The sequence below is a fragment of the Nocardia sp. NPDC051463 genome (genome assembly GCF_040681975.1).
Taxonomy (GTDB): domain Bacteria; phylum Actinomycetota; class Actinomycetes; order Mycobacteriales; family Mycobacteriaceae; genus Nocardia.
On the sequence record NZ_JBFBAB010000012.1, the window covers coordinates 88,326 to 106,095 of the forward strand.

Consider the following 17,770-nt stretch of genomic DNA (forward strand, 5'->3'; position numbering starts at 1 on the left):
AGCCCGGCGGTTCAGAGGGGGCCTTTTGCTGCCGCGGAATCCGAATAAGGCAGGATAGGTTCGCTCTACATTGCTGTCCGGCCGACCTGCTTGCCGTGAGACCGAATCCATCGCCGAAGGAGAAGCACACCCATGACGGACCCGGGGATCGACCGCCCAGGATATCGCCGGGTGCTGCTCAAACTCGGTGGTGAGATGTTCGGCGGCGGCAAGGTCGGGCTCGATCCCGACGTCGTGCAGGCGGTCGCCGAGCAGATCGCCGAGGTCGTCGCCTCCGGTGTCCAGGTGGCCGTCGTGATCGGCGGCGGTAACTTCTTCCGTGGCGCCGAGCTCGAGGAGCGCGGTATGGAGCGGGCCCGTTCGGACTACATGGGCATGCTCGGCACCGTGATGAACAGCCTTGCGCTGCAAGACTTTCTGCAGCAGGAGGGCGTCGACACCCGGGTGCAGACCGCCATCACCATGGGCCAGGTCGCCGAGCCGTACCTGCCATTGCGGGCCAAGCGGCACTTGGAGAAGGGGCGCGTGGTTATCTTCGGCGCGGGGATGGGCATGCCGTACTTCTCCACCGACACCACCGCCGCCCAGCGCGCCTTGGAGATCGGCGCCGATGTGGTGCTGATGGCAAAGGCGGTCGACGGGGTGTTCACCGCTGACCCTCGGGTGGACACCAGCGCCACCATGTACACCGAGATCACCCATAAGGAAGTCATCGAGCGCGATCTGAAGGTCGCCGACGCGACGGCTTTCAGCTTGTGTATGGATAACCAGATGCCCATCCTGGTGTTCAATTTATTGACGAAGGGCAATATTGCCCGGGCGGTCGCCGGTGAGAAGATCGGCACATTGGTTCGGTCCTGACCCCGCGACCTGCGGATCATGACGCTGACGATGCTGTGGAGGAAACGGTCGTGATTGATGAAGCGCTCTTCGATGCCGAGGAGAAAATGGAGAAGGCTGTCTCGGTTGCGAAGGACGATCTAGGTTCCATCCGGACCGGTCGCGCGAACCCGGGCATGTTTTCCCGGATCGTCGTCGACTACTACGGTTCGATGACCCCGATCACCCAGATGTCGAGCATCACGGTGCCGGAGCCACGGATGGTGGTGATCAAGCCCTATGAGCAGGCGCAGATGGGTCCGATCGAGACCGCGATCCGTAATTCCGACCTCGGGGTGAACCCGACCAACAACGGTGACATCATCCGCATCTCGATCCCGCAGCTCACCGAGGAGCGTCGCAGGGAACTGGCCAAGCAGGCCAAGAGCAAGGGTGAAGACGCCAAGGTGTCGATACGAAATGTCCGCCGCAAGGCTATGGACGAACTGTCGCGCATCCAGAAAGATGGCGAGGCGGGCGAGGATGAGGTCGGGCGCGCCGAAAAGGAGCTCGACAAGACCACCGCGAAGTACGTCGGCCAGATCGACGAGCTGGTCAAGCACAAGGAATCTGAACTGCTCGAGGTCTGACGTCCTCGGCGTATGCCGATGTCATCGGACGTGGCGGCGTGAGCGACGGGCCCGGAGGCGGCAGCTTGCGTAACCACGTAGGGCACCGGGAATGCCGCCGATGGAAGACAGCCGAGCGCCCGCCCCCGGGCGGGGAACGAACGGAACGACGAGTGAGCGACGGGACAATCGTGGCCGAGAACGCCGCCGCGACCGGTGCGGCCGCAACGCCGCCGCCGGCGAACGGCACACCTGATGCAGAGCACGGGGACGTGCGTGACGCCGCGACCGCCGAAAGTGCCTCCGATGGTGCAACCGTCGACCAGCATGCCGGTGCGGCCGACGCGACAACTCACGAGGCCGTTGCGGCGGCGGCGAAATCGCGGGCGGGCCGGAACCTGCCCGCCGCGCTGGCCGTCGGATTCGGTCTCGGGTTATCGCTCATCGCGATCCTGCTCTTCGTGCCGAAGGTATTCATCGGCGTTGCGGCCGCCGGCGTCGGCGTCGCGACCTGGGAGGTCGCCAAGCGGCTGCGCGAGGCCGACGTGCTGGTGCCGAGGATCCCGCTGATCGTCGGCGGCCAGGCGGTGTTCTGGCTCGGCTGGCCGTGGGGCGCCAGCGGCGTCGCGGGCGCCTTCGCCGCCACCGCACTGGTCTGTATGGTGTGGCGCCTCTTCGACCACGGACTGCAAACCGCGCCACGAAACTTCCTGCGCGACACCGCGATCGCGATCTTCACCCTGGCGTGGATCCCGCTGCTCGCCTCCTTCGCCACCCTGTTGCTGCTGGAACCGGACGGCAACCTGCGGGTGCTGACCTTCATGATCCTGGTGGTGTGCTCCGACGTCGGCGGCTACGTGGCCGGCGTGCTGTTCGGCCGCCATCCGATGGTGCCGTCGATCAGCCCGAAGAAGTCGTGGGAAGGCTTCGGCGGCTCACTGGTCTTCAGCGTCATCGGCGGTCTGTTGACGGTCACCCTGCTGCTGGATGCCAACTCCATGATCGGCGTGGTGCTCGGCATCGGCCTCGTCCTGGTCGCTACGGTCGGCGACCTCATCGAGTCGCAGATCAAACGGGAGCTCGGGATCAAGGACATGGGCACCCTGCTGCCCGGTCATGGCGGCATCATGGACCGCCTCGATTCGATGCTGCCCTCGGCCTTCGTTTCCTGGCTTGTGCTTTCCACGTTCCTCTGACGCCCGGCGCGCGCGTGCCAGGAGCATCCGGATACGCTCGGCGCGTTGATCTTCGGACGGAGTGGCTGCAGTGGGATTGTTTCGTCATGTGTCCCAGCGTGATTCGGCAGATCTGCCGCGTGATGCCGAGTTCGAGTTCTTGTCGGAGGGTGAGGGCGGCAGACTACGCGAGAACGTGTACCGCGCCTTCTCCGAACGTGGCTTCGAGGTAACGGTTTTCGGCACGCACGTCACCGATGACTCGGGGAACGAGTTCGGTCTCTACAACATCGCGGCCGCATGCCACAATGCCGCCGAAGGTCCCGAGAACTGGCCCGCGCTGATCGAACGTCACGTCGACCTCGTACTGCGCAGCATCGACGGGGCGACCGACACCTCCGCGATGCCGACCGCCGAGGTATGGTCGCTGCTCTATCCCAAAGTGTCGGGCGAGCATCAACTGGCCACCGGCGGGGACTACAGCTATGCGGCAGAACTGGCTCCCGGCCTGCACGCGGCGCTCGCACTCGATCTGCCCGACAGCGTCCAGACCTTGCCGTGGCAGTCGCTGATCGACCTCGGCGACCTGGATCAGCTGCGGGCGCGCGCGATGGACAACCTGCGTGAGGTGCCCATCGAGCAGCACGATGTCATCGAGGACGAGGATGGTACGCGATTCGATGTGGTCGCGGGCGACTCGTACCTGACCGCATCCTGGGCGTTGCTGCTGGACGAACTGGTGGCGAAGCTCGTCGGCGCGCCGCTCGGCGACGACGGCGCGCTGGTAGCGGTGCCCTTCCGACACCTGGTCGCCTTCCATGTCATCGAGGGTCCGCAGCTGATCCCGTCACTGAACGCCATGGCCGGTTTCGCGGCGGCGGAATACGCGGACCAGCCCGGCGCGATCAGCCCCTACGTGTTCTGGTGGCGTCGGGGACGGTGGACCCAGCTCACCCGGATCGATGACGAAGGTCTGGCCATCGTTGTCGACGAAGAGTTCCACGAGGTGCTCGAGCGCATGGTCGGTCGCTAGCCGCTCACGGACGCTTGGCGACCCGTCTGAGCTGTACGATGCGGACTCCGCCGACCAGCGCCATCACCAAGGCACCCGCGATCGCCGACAGGAGCACCAGAATTCCGACCGGCAGCGAGAAATCCCAGAACAACAGATCCACTCTTTGCTGTTCGAGGTTCTGCAGGATGAAGATCAGCACCAGGATGCCGATCAGCGCCGCGACGATGAGGCCGATCCAGGTGTATCCGGTCCTGGACTTTTCCAAGGTCCTGGTGGCGGGCTTCGGCGGCGTGGGAGGAACAACAGGTTCTGTCGGCCGACCGAGCTGCGGTTCGGACGACTCCTCGGCGGGGCTCGTCATAGTCTGATCATTGTCGATCGCTATGACCCGCGCACGCATTTGAGTGCGGGGGATCCGTCTGTCGCCGGATCGGAACCTGCATGCCATTCGGCACTGTGATCCGAGCCTCGCGCAGTGACCTTCGTCGCGTCAGGCGTCGCGATCGTCACCTCCGGTCGGCAGCGCGCGCAAGGGATGGGACACTGGAGAAACTATGACCGTCTCCCTTCCGCTTGTCTTCGATGCTCCGCGCCGTGGTATGCCCCCTCGGCACCTCGCCGACCTCGATGCCGACGGCCGTCGCGCGGCGGTCGAGGAACTGGGACTGCCGAAGTTTCGAGCGGACCAGATCGCCAGGCAGTACTACGGCCGCCTGCAGGCCGACCCCGAACAGATGACGGATCTGCCCGCGCCGGTGCGCGAGAAAATCGGCGAGGCACTCTTCCCGCCACTGATGTCGGTCGTGAAGCACGTGGCATGTGACGCGGGTGAGACGCGAAAGACGTTGTGGCGAGCAGGCGACGGTACCCTCCTCGAGAGCGTTCTCATGCGCTACCCGGACCGCGCCACCCTCTGCATCTCCAGCCAAGCAGGTTGCGGTATGGCCTGCCCGTTCTGTGCTACCGGACAGGGCGGCCTGAACCGCAACCTGTCCACCGCCGAGATCGTCGACCAGGTCCGAGCTGCGGCGGCGGCCATGCGCGACGGTGAAGTCGCGGGCGGACCCGGCCGACTCTCCAACATCGTCTTCATGGGTATGGGCGAACCCCTGGCCAACTACAAGCGCGTAGTCGCCGCAGTCCGCCGGATCACCTCACCGGCCCCGGACGGCTTCGGTATTTCCCAGCGCAACGTCGTTGTCTCCACTGTCGGCCTGGCTCCCGCCATCCGCAAGCTCGCCGACGAGGACCTCTCGGTGACCCTCGCGGTCTCGCTGCATACTCCCGACGACGAGCTGCGCGACACCCTGGTCCCGGTCAACAACCGCTGGCCGGTGGCCGAGGTCCTCGATGCGGCCCGCTACTACGCCGACAAGAGCGGCCGTCGCGTGTCGATCGAGTACGCGCTGATCCGCGATATCAATGATCAGCCGTGGCGTGCGGACATGTTGGGTCAGAAGCTGCACAAGGCACTCGGTTCGCGCGTGCACGTCAATGTCATCCCGCTGAATCCGACCCCGGGTAGCAAGTGGGACGCGAGCCCCAAGCCCGTCGAGGCCGAGTTCGTGCGGCGTGTCAACGCTCAGGGTGTCCCGTGTACTGTCCGCGATACCCGCGGCCAGGAAATCGCCGCTGCCTGTGGGCAATTGGCGGCGGAGGGATAGTCTCCGCGGCGGTGCGGATTACGCCGGAGTCGGTTGTTTCGTGGTGCGCGGTCGGCTCAGGCCGCTGTCGAAGAACGGTGACGTGCGTAAGTGAACGTGCGCAGGCGGGCGCCAGGGCAACGCCGCGATGCTCGACGAGGTAGTTCTCCAGGGAATGACGCCCAGCCGTAGAATCGTCGCGGGAACCAGTGCGGTGTGGAGGGAACCGCGGTCGGCGAGCGGGGTAGCCGGTATGCCAAAGCCGCAGTACTGCCCGACCTCTGCGATCGGTGCGGCATCAGTGCTGTACGGCGGAGCTGGCTGATCGGGCGGGCATCTCGGCTTCCTGCACCACTGTGGACAGGCGATATTTCCGATTTCCGGTTACGCTCCGCACCATGACGCTCTCGACCCCGTCGGATGGTGGAATCGTGCTCGGGCTGTCTTGCGGACAACCCGGCGGCAGCGCGGAGCTCCTGCTGACAGCCGCGCTGGCCGCCGCCAGGGAAGGCGGGATGGACGCGAGGCTGATCAGGCTCGACGACTTGGAGATCGCACCCGGTCCGAACGCCGGAACAGCCGACGACACCGCGTGGTTCTGGGAGCAGCTCATCGAGTGTGATGCGCTGATCGTTGCCGTCCCGGTGCTGACCAGGACCATCCCCGGCCGCCTGAAACTTCTCGCCGACCGGATCCTCGGCCCCAACGCCGACGCCGCCATCACCACCGAACTGCTGCGCCTGCAGGCTTCCGGCGTAACTCCGGCGGTGTCATTCCGGGTGGACGAACGGGTCCTCAGGCCGCGAGTAGCCGGATTCATCGCTGTCGGAGGGTCTTTGACGCCGCGCTGGACCACTTTGGCGCTGCCGCTGCTGCACACCCTGACCTTCTCCATGCGGATCGCAGTGGTCGATCAAGTGCAGTTCGCGGGCGCGGGCATGCCTCGATCCGTTGTCCTCGACGACAGCGCTATGGCGCGAGCGACACAGCTCGGCCGCAACGTGACGGGGCAGGTCGGCGCGCGTTTCGAGGACGCGAAATACCTCGCCGACAAGCCCGGGCTGTGCCCGTCTTGCCACCTGGATGTTTTCGTACTACGCGGCCAGGAGGCCGAGTGTGCGACCTGTGGGACGAGCGGCGAACTCGTTGTCATCGACGGCGCGGTGACCGTGCGGTTCCCTGCGGGCCGGGCTCGCGGCTCCGTGACATCGATGGAGGAGCTGCGCGACCACTTCTTCGAGATCCAGCAAACCGCCGCACGCCAGGGTGCGCAGGCGGACGAGATAGCTCGGCGCGCAAAGATTTATGAGCCGTCTGCGTTCACCGTCCGTCCTGAGCGGTCGCAGTGAACTCAGAGCGTTACGCAGTCAGCGAAGGTCGTCGGGCAGTACGCGGAATGCTTTGTGCTCGGTGAGGGGCGTCAGGGCTCGGAAGCCTCGTCGGTCGAGGGTGAGGACCGCGTCGGTTTCGTAGTCAGCGGCTAAGGCGACAATGACTGCGTCCGCGAGGTCAAGACGCAAGCCGGGGTAGAGCCTGCGGACGGCATTGGCCTGATCCCACACATCAGGTGTCACTGCGGCGATGTCGAAACGCCCCGTGCGAGCTTGAGCACTGAGGTCCTCGATCATCTCCGTTGCGATCCGTCGGCCCAGTACCCGGCGGGCGACATGGTCGACCTCGGCGAGTGCGAGTGGTGACAGCACGACCATGCCGGCCTGTTCGAGGGTGTGAAAGGCCCCGTCGCTCTCCGGTGACGAGGTGTCGAATGCGGCAATCAGCCCGGATGTGTCGGCTATGACAATTCCGGGCCCCTCGATATCGACTGTCACGGGCGTTCCGGGTGGTCGCCGAAATCATCGGCGAGGTACTCGTCGACACGCTCGGCGAGGGTGGGATCGCCGCTGGCGAATCGCCTCAGGCGGAGTGGTTCCGATCGCCGCTGCATCCGCAGCGCGGCAAGGTGTATCGCATTGCGAATGATCTCCGCCTCGCTGACGTTGCTCTGTGCATATATGTGTAGGCGGTCCCTGCCTGCGGGAATCAGCGGCCCGGAAATTGCTGCGGTCTAGGAACTGAAATCGGCGGATGAGAGCCGAGGAGCTGCGCACCCAGCAACGGGAAATGGGCGGCGGGTAACTCTCCGGAGTCCGGTTCCGCAGCTGCGTTGGCCCCTCTGTGGCGGGTGCTGCATGAAGGATTCTCGGCGGGGCGGGCGGTGCGGCGTGTGTGGGTGGGACCGCTGGACGCCAGGCAGCCGGTGGGGCCGATCGGCGATCGTGCCGCCGAATGTCGATGCGCAGCCGCAGAGCGAAACCGCTTGTGGGCGTGGCTGTCCGGAAACGGCATTGTGCCAGCGCAGCCCGCTCTTGGAGACCTGGGTCCCATCGACGCCGCGGAACGGACTCATCGAAGGTTCGGTCGAACAGACGCGCAGTGCTCGAACAGGCCCTCTGCGTTCTGGACGAATTACCCGGTGTCCGAACATCTCTGCCGGCGTTCGCCGACTCGATGCTCAGCAATCCCATGGCCTCGATGAGGGAACACGATTGCACACCACGCGGACGAGGCAGAGCGGTGCGGCGGGACTGCCAAACCAACCGCATACCACCCGTCCCGGGCCGCAGTACCGAACTCGGCCTCGGTGTTCACGTAGCGGAGCGAGTGGTGGCTGTCGTGTCCAGCGACCGCGATCCGCCGCTTAGGTATTCCTCGGCGACTCTGTGGGTGCAGGCGGCCGGAGAGCTGGATAAAGATGCTGGAAGCACCACTCAGCAGAGTTGACCTAAGCCTGGTCGTTTGTGGACCACGTCCGCTGATCAAGGGATTCGCGAATATTTGCTGTAAATGATGCTGCAGCGTCCGTAAACGACTCACATGGGTAGCTTTCCCGTACTACCGTCATGATCCATGACCCGTCGTACGCGGTGGTTCGGAGTGATCGTTGTTCCCGCAGTCGCACTACTTGTGAGCTGCGCTTCTCCAACTAACGGAGGTGCTGGCAGCGTCACGTCCGCGACGGTAGATCTCGCGCCGAACCAGGTTGTCGGCCTCGCGTTGCCCGACCGTGCCGTAGAAGTTGCCGTAGAGAAACTGGATGGCCTCGTCGAGTCGTTGATGGCGGACACCAAGATTCCGGGTATGGCGGTCGCTGTCGTGCATGGCGGGAAGGCGGTATACAGCAGGGGTTTCGGCGTCCGTGCGGTCGGGCGCGACGATAAAGTGGATTCCGACACCGTGTTTCAGCTTGCTTCGGTGTCCAAGTCGCTTGCGGCGACAGTGGTGGCACATCAGGTGGGGGTGGGATCGGTCGGGTGGGATACGCCGGTCGTGTCGAAGCTACCTTGGTTTGCGTTGCGTGAACCGTATGTCAGTGCGAATGTCACGATCGGTGATCTTTTCGCGCACCGCAGCGGGCTACCCGATCATACGGGTGATCGATTGGAGGATCTGGGTTACGACCGCAGGCAAGTGCTCGACAAACTGCGAATGGACCCGCTGGATCCGTTTCGAATTACCTACCACTACACCAACTTCGGCTTGACTGCCGCAGCCGAGGCGGTCGCGGAGGCCGCGGGCGCGGAATGGGCCCAGCTGTCCGCCGATGTCCTCTACACCCCACTCGGAATGAGCTCCACCAGTTCACGATTCGATGACTACAAGGCGAGATCGAATCGGGCGGTCGGGCATATGTCGGTCGACGGGGATTGGGTCGCGCAGTCGGTGCGGAATCCGGATGCGCAGGCACCTGCGGGCGGCGCCAGCTCTTCGGTCCGCGATATGGCGCAGTGGCTTGCCATGATGCTCGGCACAGGTGAGATCGGCGGGAAAGTGATCGCGCCCGAGTCGGCGCTATTGCCTGCGATCACACCGCAAGTGGTCTCTGGCCGGCCGACCGCGCCGGATGCGCGGGCCGGTTTCTATGGGTATGGGTTCAATGTGTCCAGCACCTCGGCCGGTCGCGTCGCTTATAGCCACTCGGGGGCTTTCGCGTTGGGGGCGGCTACCAACTTTCTGGTGATACCGTCGGCCGACGTGGCCATTGTCGCGCTGACCAACACCGCGCCTATCGGAGTTCCGGAAACTCTGACTGCCGAGTTCGCCGACCTCGTGCAATACGGCGAGGTGCGTGAAGACTGGCGTGCGCTCTACCGGCATGCGTTCGCCGGGATGGCCGAGCCGGAGGGGGAGTTGGTCGGCAAACAGCCGCCTGCAAATCCGAAGGCGCCGCAACCACTCGCGTCCTATGTCGGGACGTATGCGAACGACTACTGGGGACCCGCCGTCGTGTCGAATGCCGGCGAGACGCTGGTGCTCGCACTGGGCCCGGCCGGACGCACGTACCCGTTGAAGCACTGGGACGCAGACACGTTCGTCTTCACGCTGAGTGACGAGAACGCCCCGCCGGGGACCATCTCCACAGCGAAGTTCACGGCCGACACGCTCACCCTCGAGTATTTCGACGAGGACGGACTCGGGACGTTCGAACGATGACCAGTACCTGCGCATCGTCGGATGGCGCCGATCTGGTGTGGTCACCGAGGAAGCCACGTGGGGCACGCCGGCGAAGGCCCCCACGGGGAGCGGAGCCCGACCGTTGCTCTAGTGGTAATTCTTCGCTGGCCGGTTCGATGCCGCACGTCGCTCGGCCTGCTGCGCCTTGATGCGCTCGTTTTCCTTCAGCACCGCGGCGTAGCTGTCGCGCTCGCGGACCAGCCACTCCGGCGGGTCCGCGAGCAGGGCGGCGATTTCATCGCTGGTGATAGCGTCGGAGACGTCGGCGCGGGCGAGGCCGGTGTTGGAGACGCCGAGTTTGCGAGCGACCACGTCGCGGGGGAAGGGGCCGGTGCGGCGAAGTTCGGTCAGCCATTCCGGGGGATTGGTGCGCAGCTCTTCGAGGTCGGCACGTGAGATCGGCGAATTCCGGAATTCTTCGGGCGCCGCCGGAAGGTAGATGCCGAGCTTGTTCGCCGCGGTCAGCGGCTTCATGGTCTGCGGTTTCTTGTCCGGGCTCACCGATACAGCCTAATGGGCGTCGTCGGAGGTAGTTCGTCCGGAGTCTGGTCCGGAGCGAAGCGGCGGCAGCTGTCTGATGGTTGCCGCTGGGCGCGGTTCGTCCGACAACGTGGGCGGGTCCCTCGGCAATTGCCCGATGCGGGCTAGTAGGAGCAGTTCGGTGGTGTGCGGGAGGGTGTGCCGGACAACTGCGTGTCTGCCCCGCTCGCAGGTCGAGACCAGGTCGGGCAATACCCTTGACCGAATGAGCCGGTTCGAGTCCATCGACATAGCGCGGCTGCGCTGGTTTGTTGCGGTTGCCGAAGAACTGCACTTCGCACGGGCGGCGAAGTCGCTCAATATCGCGCGCCAGAAGTTGAGCCAGACGGTCATCGATCTGGAGCACGAACTCGGGACGAGGCTGTTCGTTCCTGGGGCGCAGCCGACGCAGCTGACCGATGACGGACAAGAACTGCTGCGGGAGGCACGGGAGCTGATCGCTCGCGCCGATGAGCGCGCGGCAGCGCCGGCCGCCACGGATACGCCTGAACTGCGTGTCGGTTTCGTGCCGGGTGTCACTGTGTCCAAATGGACCCGGATCTGGGGTGAGCGATTCCCGGATACTCCGCTCGAAGTGGTCGCGATCGCGGCGGCCGAGCAGTCGGCGGCGCTGCGTGACGGGCGTATCGATCTCTGCTTCGTTCGCCTGCCCTTCGACCGCGACGGCATGAGCGCGATTCCGCTCTACCGCGAGCTACCTGTCGCCGTGGTCTCCAAAGACCACCCGCTCTCGGTGTTCGAGCAGGTGAGCACGCCGGATCTGGCGGACGAACAGCAGCACGATGCCACCGACATCGATGAAGCAGGAAGCACCATCGAACTCGTTGCGGCAGTCGGCGGCTTTGCGATCGTCCCGCATTCGATTGCCCGCCTGCATGCCCGCCGCGACCTCGTGTACCGAACAATCACCGACGTCCCCGGCACCGAGATCGTGCTGGCCTGGCCTACCGACCGGACCACCGAATCGGTCGAGGAGTTCGTGGGGATCGTCCGCGGTCGCTCGGAACGAAGCTCGCGATCGCCTGCCGCACGCAGCAAGCCGGCGCAGCAGCCCAAGAAGACACCACCGAAACGAGCCACCGGTGGGCGCCCTACCCCCGCCAAGAAGAAGCCCGCCAAGCGCAGGGGGCGCTGATGCGCTCGGGGCAGCCGGTTGCTGAGTACGAGGTCGCCACGCGGGGTTCCTGCTATGCGGTCGAGCAATTGGCCTGCGACACTGGCGACCCCTATTCGATTCCAACGATACCGACGTACTGATCAGCACGTTCGGCCATAAGACGGGGCATAGGACCCGACAGAACGTCGAACCGGTCCTCGAATGCGAATCCTTTCGGACCGCTCATGTCTCTCATACCTGTGTCGGCAACACCGTCGGCACGAGATCGGGAGGTTGTCGTGATTATTGCCGCCATTGTCGTTGGTGTGCTTGCGGTCTGCGCGTGCAGTGTTGCCGTGCTGCGTCGGCGGGGGCGGTCTCGTGGCTGACGTGCGCTGGCCGGATGAGCATCTGGTTGCCGCGGCGCAGTCGGGGGATACCGAATCGATTACCGCGCTGGTGTCGGGGGCGCATCCGCATGTTCGGCGGTTCGCCTACTCGCTGTGTGCCACGCCGGAGGACGCCGAGGATGCCGCGCAGGAGGCGCTGATCATCCTGTATCGCAAGATCGGGACGTTGCGTGCGTCGGGGGCCCTGGCATCGTGGATGTTTCGGATCGTTCGCAACGAGTGTCTGCGCCAGTTACGGCTGATGTCGCGTCGCTCCGAACCGATCCTCGACGAAGGCACGGTGTCGGCCGAGGACGCGGCGATGCATCGCCTGGAAGCCGAGCGAGTCGCGGCGGCTATTGCGGCATTGCCCGGTGATCAGCGGCGAGTGCTGATCATGCGCGACGTGCAGGGTTACAGCGGTCGTATGGTCGCCGATCTGCTCGGGCTCAGCACCGCCGCGATGAAGTCACGGCTGCATCGCGCCAGATCAGCGGTACACCACACCTTGCAGGATCCTTTGCACGGCGGCACAGAATGACCGAGCAGCAGGCCGTGCCGGGAGGCCCATTCGTCACCACCTGGATTGCGGTGCAGTGGTATTCGGTGCTCGGAGCTGGGGGATGAGCGGTGAGTCCAGCTTTGCGAGCAAGTCTGTCCCACGTCACTTGGTCCGCGGCGCCCTTGGGTTCGGCGCCTTGGTGAGTTCGGTCGCGTTGCTGCCGGTGACCGGGCCGGTGAGCTTGCTGCTTGCGCCGGTCGGCCTGGTTTTCTTACGTGGTTGCCCGACCTGTTGGGCGATCGGGCTGGCCCAAACCATTTCGAGGGGTCGTCTGCAGCGGTCGTGCGTGGACGGCCACTGTCAGCTGACGGTCACGGGTTCCCGGGTGGGCAGCGGCGCGGAAGGGACTGTCGGAAATGTATCCACCTGAACGGCTCTGCCATTGGTGGCCACCAGTTCCCGGATCAGGCGCGGCGCTGCCGCGGACGACCCGCATGAACCCTTCGACCGGTTCGGTTGCCCGATAACGGTTTGGATGGGGCCGGATGGCCGCCGGCGGACTCGACTTTCCCAGGTCGCCGCCGTCGGCCACCGCCTGGCTGAGCGGACTCTGTAGTCGGCCGTAGGCTGTCACCGAGCTGCCATCGGAGGCCGCATCCGGGCGGGTACCTTTCCGCGCTCATCAGCCCACGCAGGCTCGGTTGACGTCGACCGTCGCGGCTGCCGTGCCGGGGGCGTTGTCATCGACAAGCGCGCGTGCGTATGCGGGGATCGCGTCCTTGTCGGCGCCACTGGCGGTGACAGCCAGGAGTTTTGTGGACAGTGAGCTCGCTGTCTCGGTATCCAGGTTCCCGCCGGACTCGGCGATCGCGGCACTGATCAGATCGATGGCGGCGCTGCACGCCGTCGACCGTGCTTGTGGAGTCCGGCGGGTAGCGACACCAGCGTTCCTATGGCGGTCGCGCTGCATGGCGGTCGCCAGGATTCAGTTGATGGCCGGAGACCGTACCCCACCGAGCCGGTGCTGCTGCGCGTCTCGCGCTGTGGCGCACCGGATCTCGGGATGAGGGGATTCGCCATTGCTGCGCGCTCGCGCGGCGGGCGATCGTCGCAGGATCGGGACTACCTCGGCTTGCGACGCAGAATCGAGTCGCGGATCAGTATGCCCGCGATGGCAACAGCGAAGCCGACGAGGAAGACGTCTTCGACCCGGCCCTTGTGGTTGCCGATGGTCATGGCCAGCAGGATCAACGCGACGATCCAGCCTGCGGCACGGAAGGTCCGGCGGGACTCGCCGCTCCAACCCCAGGCGGCGGACGGAACCTCGGCGGTGTCCACACGGGTGAGGACGCCGCTGTCACTGTGGGTGGTTTCGAGTTCCGTGGCGGCCACGATCGCTCCTTGGTGGGTCGAGTACTTGTCGATATCGTGGCATACGACCGGTCGTCGTAGCCAGCAGGCCCTGCCACAATGGGGCCGTGTCCGACATTGTGAGAGTCCTACTGCTCGGCAGCACTGGTTCCATCGGGACCCAAGCGCTCGAGGTGATCGCGGCCAACCCCGACAAGTTCGAGGTGGTCGGCTTGGCCGCTCGCGGTGGCAACACCGGGTTGCTTGCCGCGCAGATGTCCGCGACCGGCACTCGCAATGTCGCTGTCGCCGATCCGGCCGCGGCGCAGCACCTCGACCTCGCCCTCGGTGGTCCGGGCGCGGTGACCGAGCTGGTGCGCCGCACCGAGGCCGATGTGGTGCTCAATGCACTGGTCGGCTCGCTCGGTTTGGAGCCGACCCTCGCCACACTGCAGTCGGGCACCAGGCTCGCGTTGGCGAACAAGGAGTCGCTGGTCGCCGGTGGCTCGCTGGTGACACGCGCCGCGGCCCCCGGCCAGATCGTCCCGGTCGATTCGGAGCATTCCGCGCTCGCGCAGTGTTTGCGCGGGGGTCGAGCCGACGAGGTCGACCGCCTGATCTTGACCGCGTCGGGTGGCCCGTTCCGCGGCTGGACCGCCGAAATGCTCGAATCGGTGAACCCCGCCGAGGCGAAGGCGCATCCGACCTGGTCGATGGGTCTGATGAACACGTTGAATTCGGCGTCGCTGGTGAACAAGGGTCTGGAACTGATCGAAACCCATCTGCTGTTCGGGATTGCCTACGACCGCATCGATGTCACCGTGCATCCGCAGTCGATCGTGCACTCCATGGTCACCTTCACCGACGGCTCCACCCTGGCGCAGGCCAGTCCGCCGGACATGAAACTGCCCATCGCGCTGGCGCTCGGCTGGCCGGATCGGGTGCCCGGCGCCGCCGCAGCCTGCGATTTCAGCACCGCGTCGACGTGGGAGTTCGAGCCGGTCGACAACGTGGTATTTCCTGCTGTCGAGCTGGCCAGGCAGGCGGGCATGGCGGGCGGCAGCGTCACGGCGGTCTACAACGCGGCCAATGAGGTTGCGGTGCAAGCCTTTCTGGACGGCGCCATTCGCTTCCCCGACATCGTGCGCACCGTCGCGCGCACGGTCGACGCGGCGCAACAATGGCGCGTCGAACCCGAAACGCTGCACGAGGTGCTGGCTGCCGACACCTGGGCACGGGACTGTGCCAGGGCACTCGTCCACGCCTGACCGGCACACTTCCCGGGAATCGCCGACGAGCTCCGCGCCGAGCGGTCCGGCACGCGGGCCGACGCCCGGCACCTTCGGGATGCGCAGCGAGCTCGGTGCATCCGCACTGGGCGCAGGTTCGAAGGGATCGGGCGCGCCGCTATACGGCGGCCTGGCAGACTGAGCCATGAGGGTCGGCCATGGTCCGGTTACTGTTGTCGGAGTGCTCGCGCCCACGACCGGACGCGTGCGTGCGGTACTCGCGGCTGCGGTCGCATTTCATCGAGGCGAGCTGCGCAATGCAGGAGGGCTGTAAACCACATGGTGTTCGCGTTGGGGTTCGTGCTGTTCGCCCTCTGCATCACGATATCGGTCGCGTTGCACGAATGCGGGCACATGTGGGCCGCGCAGGCGACCGGTATGAAGGTGCGTCGCTACTTCGTCGGCTTCGGCCCGAAGATCTTCTCCTTCCGGCGTGGTGAGACCGAGTACGGCCTCAAGGCGCTGCCGCTCGGTGGTTTCTGCGACATCGCCGGTATGACGGCGCTGGATGAGCTGGCGCCAGAGGATCTCGACCGGGCGATGTACCGGCAGGCCACCTGGAAGCGTCTCGTGGTGATGTCCGGCGGCATAGCTATGAACTTCCTGCTCGGTTTCATCCTGGTGGTCATCCTCGCGGTCGGATGGGGGCTGCCGCGTTTCGATCAGCCGCCCGCCACCACCATCGGCAAGATGAGCTGTGTCGCGCAGCAGAATGTGGACGGCACGCTGCAGGCGTGCACCGGCGCAGGACCTGCCCAGCAGGCAGGTCTGCGGACCGGCGACGTGGTGACCGCGGTCAATGGTGTGAAGGTGAAGACCTGGCCGGAGTTCCAGGCCGAAACCCAGAAGCAGAACGGACCGTTCGCCTATACCGTCGAACGCGACGGGCAGACGCTGACAATTCCGGTCAACCCGGAGCGGGTGATTCGCTTTCCGGCCGATGGTGGGCCCGGACGTGAGGTGAGCGCCGTCGGTGTCGGCTCCGAGTATTACGAACCCGTGAAATACAATGTGCTGGCGGCGATTCCGGCCGCGGGTGCATTCACCGGCGACATGTTCGTGCGCACACTCCAGTCGCTGGCTCAGATGCCACAGAAGGTAACGGCGCTGTGGACCGCGGTGACCGGAGGCGAGCGTGACCCGGAAACCCCGGTCAGCGTCTACGGCGCGAGCAAGATCGGCGGCGAGACCGCCGAACGTGGGCTGTGGAATCTGTTCATCCTGGTCTTGGCCAGTCTGAATTTCTTCCTCGGGGCATTCAACATCCTGCCGCTGCTGCCGCTGGACGGCGGGCACATCGCCGTCGTGTTGTACGAGAAGCTCCGCAATTCCATCCGTGGCTTCAAGGGCCTCGCGCCCGGCGCCCCGGTCGACTACATGAAGCTGCTACCGGTGACCTACCTCGCGGTGGTGATCGGCGGTGCGTACATGGTGCTCACACTGGCCGCCGACATCATCAACCCCATCAAACTGTTCCCCTGACCTCGACCCGCCGACCCACTTCAGCTGTTCGCCCTGACGCGGTACCCTGTCGCGGGCAACGGGGGATCGCAACATGTCATGGTCGTCACAGGGTCAGCGGCTGCCGCGCGGCTAAGCTCGGTAGGTGAACGGCTCACCAGAACGTAGGAAAGTAGGCAGCCGGAAGTGACCAGCACAATCGGATTGGGGATGCCGACCGCACCTGCGGCCGTTCTCGCGCCACGTCGTAAGACCCGCCAGCTGATGGTTGGTGGCGTCGGCGTCGGCAGCGATCATCCGATCTCGGTGCAGTCGATGACCACCACCAAGACCCACGACATCAACGCGACTCTGCAGCAGATCGCGGAACTGACCGCCTCGGGGTGTGACATCGTGCGTGTGGCCTGTCCGCGCCAGGAGGATGCCGACGCGCTCGCCACCATCGCGCGCAAGAGCCAGATCCCGGTCATCGCCGACATCCACTTCCAGCCGCGCTACATCTTCGCCGCGATCGATGCGGGCTGTGCGGCGGTGCGCGTCAACCCAGGCAACATCAAAGAGTTCGACGGTCGCGTCGGCGAGGTCGCGAAAGCCGCAGGCGCCGCGGGCATTCCGATTCGCATCGGGGTGAACGCCGGTTCGCTGGACAAGCGGATGCTGGAGAAGTACGGCAAGGCGACTCCGGAGGCGCTCGTCGAATCGGCGCTGTGGGAAGCGAGCCTGTTCGAGGAGCACGGCTTCGGCGACATCAAGATCTCGGTCAAGCACAACGACCCGGTGATCATGGTCGAGGCATACCGGCAGCTCGCCGCACAGTCGGACTACCCGTTGCACCTCGGTGTGACCGAAGCGGGCCCGGCATTCCAGGGCACGATCAAGTCGGCGGTGGCGTTCGGTGCACTGCTGTCCGAGGGCATCGGTGACACGATCCGGGTGTCGCTGTCCGCGCCGCCTGCGGAAGAGGTCAAGGTCGGCGGGCAGATCCTGCAGTCGCTGAACCTGCGCCCGCGCAAGCTGGAGATCGTGTCGTGCCCGTCGTGCGGCCGCGCTCAAGTGGATGTGTACACCCTGGCCAACGAGGTAACCGCTGGGCTGGAAGGCATGGAGGTGCCGCTGCGCGTCGCGGTGATGGGCTGTGTGGTGAACGGTCCCGGTGAGGCCCGTGAAGCCGATCTCGGCGTCGCGTCCGGCAATGGCAAGGGTCAGATCTTCGTCAAGGGTGAGGTCATCAAGACGGTGCCGGAGGCATTGATCGTGGAGACGCTGATCGAGGAGGCCATGCGCTTGGCCGAGCAGATGGGCGAGGACGCGGGTGCGGGGGAACCGGTCGTCACGGTCGGCTAGGTGTTG

The 17,770-nt window shown here is 65.5% G+C and carries 18 protein-coding genes; 12 read left to right on the forward strand and 6 right to left on the reverse strand.

Annotation, left to right across the window (positions count from 1 at the left end; translation table 11 throughout):
- Positions 1-132 precede the first annotated feature (132 nt).
- The 4 genes from pyrH (at position 133) to AB0M74_RS17900 (ending at position 3,656) form a co-directional block, all read left to right on the forward strand.
- Positions 133-861 carry a UMP kinase gene (pyrH, locus tag AB0M74_RS17885; RefSeq protein ID WP_366527352.1) on the forward strand — a complete coding sequence of 243 codons (729 nt, stop codon included), beginning with the start codon at positions 133-135 and terminating at the stop codon, positions 859-861.
- 50 nt (positions 862-911) lie between these two features.
- Complete coding sequence (gene frr, locus AB0M74_RS17890; RefSeq protein ID WP_366527353.1) at positions 912-1,469, forward strand: ribosome recycling factor; 558 nt, start codon at positions 912-914, stop codon at positions 1,467-1,469.
- Between the two features lie 152 nt (positions 1,470-1,621).
- Positions 1,622-2,644 carry a phosphatidate cytidylyltransferase gene (locus tag AB0M74_RS17895; RefSeq protein WP_366527354.1) on the forward strand — a complete coding sequence of 341 codons (1,023 nt, stop codon included), beginning with the start codon at positions 1,622-1,624 and terminating at the stop codon, positions 2,642-2,644.
- 70 nt (positions 2,645-2,714) lie between these two features.
- Complete coding sequence (locus AB0M74_RS17900; protein ID WP_366527355.1) at positions 2,715-3,656, forward strand: hypothetical protein; 942 nt, start codon at positions 2,715-2,717, stop codon at positions 3,654-3,656.
- Between the two features lie 4 nt (positions 3,657-3,660).
- Here AB0M74_RS17900 and AB0M74_RS17905 read toward each other — a convergent pair whose 3' ends face one another.
- Entirely contained in the window at positions 3,661-3,999 is a 339-nt protein-coding gene (locus tag AB0M74_RS17905; protein WP_366527356.1) for a lipopolysaccharide assembly protein LapA domain-containing protein, read from the reverse strand.
- 193 nt (positions 4,000-4,192) lie between these two features.
- Here AB0M74_RS17905 and rlmN point away from each other — a divergent pair, with 193 nt between their 5' ends.
- The gene (gene rlmN, locus AB0M74_RS17910) at positions 4,193-5,302 is read left to right on the forward strand and encodes a 23S rRNA (adenine(2503)-C(2))-methyltransferase RlmN (protein WP_366527357.1); all 1,110 of its coding nucleotides are present in this window, start codon (positions 4,193-4,195) and stop codon (positions 5,300-5,302) included.
- A 377-nt stretch (positions 5,303-5,679) separates the two neighbouring features.
- Positions 5,680-6,630: an NAD(P)H-dependent oxidoreductase gene (locus tag AB0M74_RS17915; RefSeq protein ID WP_366527358.1), complete on the forward strand. Its 951-nt coding sequence runs from the start codon at positions 5,680-5,682 to the stop codon at positions 6,628-6,630.
- Positions 6,631-6,648: 18 nt separating this feature from the next.
- Here AB0M74_RS17915 and AB0M74_RS17920 read toward each other — a convergent pair whose 3' ends face one another.
- Complete coding sequence (locus tag AB0M74_RS17920) at positions 6,649-7,110, reverse strand: PIN domain-containing protein (protein WP_366527359.1); 462 nt, start codon at positions 7,108-7,110, stop codon at positions 6,649-6,651.
- Positions 7,111-8,188: 1,078 nt separating this feature from the next.
- Here AB0M74_RS17920 and AB0M74_RS17925 point away from each other — a divergent pair.
- Entirely contained in the window at positions 8,189-9,772 is a 1,584-nt protein-coding gene (locus tag AB0M74_RS17925; RefSeq protein ID WP_366527360.1) for a serine hydrolase, read from the forward strand.
- Between the two features lie 108 nt (positions 9,773-9,880).
- Here the strand turns inward: AB0M74_RS17925 and AB0M74_RS17930 are convergent, their stop codons facing one another.
- Positions 9,881-10,294: a DUF5997 family protein gene (locus AB0M74_RS17930; RefSeq protein ID WP_366527361.1), complete on the reverse strand. Its 414-nt coding sequence runs from the start codon at positions 10,292-10,294 to the stop codon at positions 9,881-9,883.
- Between the two features lie 244 nt (positions 10,295-10,538).
- Here AB0M74_RS17930 and AB0M74_RS17935 point away from each other — a divergent pair, with 244 nt between their 5' ends.
- Together AB0M74_RS17935 and AB0M74_RS17940 are read left to right on the forward strand one after the other, a co-directional pair.
- Positions 10,539-11,468, forward strand: coding sequence for a LysR substrate-binding domain-containing protein (locus tag AB0M74_RS17935; RefSeq protein WP_366527362.1), 930 nt, complete (start codon positions 10,539-10,541; stop codon positions 11,466-11,468).
- 342 nt (positions 11,469-11,810) lie between these two features.
- Complete coding sequence (locus AB0M74_RS17940; protein WP_366527363.1) at positions 11,811-12,359, forward strand: RNA polymerase sigma factor; 549 nt, start codon at positions 11,811-11,813, stop codon at positions 12,357-12,359.
- Positions 12,360-12,482: 123 nt separating this feature from the next.
- Here the strand turns inward: AB0M74_RS17940 and AB0M74_RS17945 are convergent, their stop codons facing one another.
- From AB0M74_RS17945 to AB0M74_RS17955, 3 genes are all read right to left on the reverse strand, one after another.
- Positions 12,483-12,638 (reverse strand): hypothetical protein, encoded by a 156-nt coding sequence (locus tag AB0M74_RS17945; RefSeq protein WP_366527364.1) that lies wholly within the window; start codon positions 12,636-12,638, stop codon positions 12,483-12,485.
- A gap of 364 nt (positions 12,639-13,002) precedes the next feature.
- On the reverse strand, positions 13,003-13,290 hold the full coding sequence (locus AB0M74_RS17950; protein ID WP_366527365.1) for a hypothetical protein: 288 nt from the start codon (positions 13,288-13,290) through the stop codon (positions 13,003-13,005).
- A 152-nt stretch (positions 13,291-13,442) separates the two neighbouring features.
- Entirely contained in the window at positions 13,443-13,712 is a 270-nt protein-coding gene (locus AB0M74_RS17955; protein WP_328403930.1) for a DUF2631 domain-containing protein, read from the reverse strand.
- Positions 13,713-13,798: 86 nt separating this feature from the next.
- On the opposite strand from AB0M74_RS17955, the gene dxr reads away from it, so the two are divergent.
- The 3 genes from dxr to ispG all read left to right on the forward strand — a co-directional run bounded on the left by dxr (position 13,799) and on the right by ispG (position 17,764).
- Positions 13,799-14,938, forward strand: coding sequence for a 1-deoxy-D-xylulose-5-phosphate reductoisomerase (gene dxr, locus AB0M74_RS17960; protein WP_366527366.1), 1,140 nt, complete (start codon positions 13,799-13,801; stop codon positions 14,936-14,938).
- A gap of 300 nt (positions 14,939-15,238) precedes the next feature.
- Entirely contained in the window at positions 15,239-16,441 is a 1,203-nt protein-coding gene (locus AB0M74_RS17965) for a M50 family metallopeptidase (protein ID WP_366527367.1), read from the forward strand.
- Between the two features lie 165 nt (positions 16,442-16,606).
- A complete protein-coding gene (gene ispG, locus AB0M74_RS17970; protein WP_366527368.1) occupies positions 16,607-17,764 on the forward strand; it encodes a flavodoxin-dependent (E)-4-hydroxy-3-methylbut-2-enyl-diphosphate synthase in 1,158 nt (385 codons plus the stop codon).
- Positions 17,765-17,770: the final 6 nt, after the last annotated feature.

What these genes read in the sequence shown, in the direction of transcription:
- pyrH (WP_366527352.1), top strand. Translation starts at nt 133, where the DNA reads ATGACGGACCCGGGGATCGACCGCCCAGGATATCGCCGGGTGCTGCTC.
- AB0M74_RS17905 (WP_366527356.1), bottom strand. Translation starts at nt 3,999, where the DNA reads ATGACGAGCCCCGCCGAGGAGTCGTCCGAACCGCAGCTCGGTCGGCCG.
- rlmN (WP_366527357.1), top strand. Translation starts at nt 4,193, where the DNA reads ATGACCGTCTCCCTTCCGCTTGTCTTCGATGCTCCGCGCCGTGGTATG.
- AB0M74_RS17915 (WP_366527358.1), top strand. Translation starts at nt 5,680, where the DNA reads ATGACGCTCTCGACCCCGTCGGATGGTGGAATCGTGCTCGGGCTGTCT.
- AB0M74_RS17925 (WP_366527360.1), top strand. Translation starts at nt 8,189, where the DNA reads ATGACCCGTCGTACGCGGTGGTTCGGAGTGATCGTTGTTCCCGCAGTC.
- AB0M74_RS17935 (WP_366527362.1), top strand. Translation starts at nt 10,539, where the DNA reads ATGAGCCGGTTCGAGTCCATCGACATAGCGCGGCTGCGCTGGTTTGTT.
- AB0M74_RS17945 (WP_366527364.1), bottom strand. Translation starts at nt 12,638, where the DNA reads ATGGTTTGGGCCAGCCCGATCGCCCAACAGGTCGGGCAACCACGTAAG.
- AB0M74_RS17950 (WP_366527365.1), bottom strand. Translation starts at nt 13,290, where the DNA reads ATGCAGCGCGACCGCCATAGGAACGCTGGTGTCGCTACCCGCCGGACT.
- AB0M74_RS17965 (WP_366527367.1), top strand. Translation starts at nt 15,239, where the DNA reads ATGGTGTTCGCGTTGGGGTTCGTGCTGTTCGCCCTCTGCATCACGATA.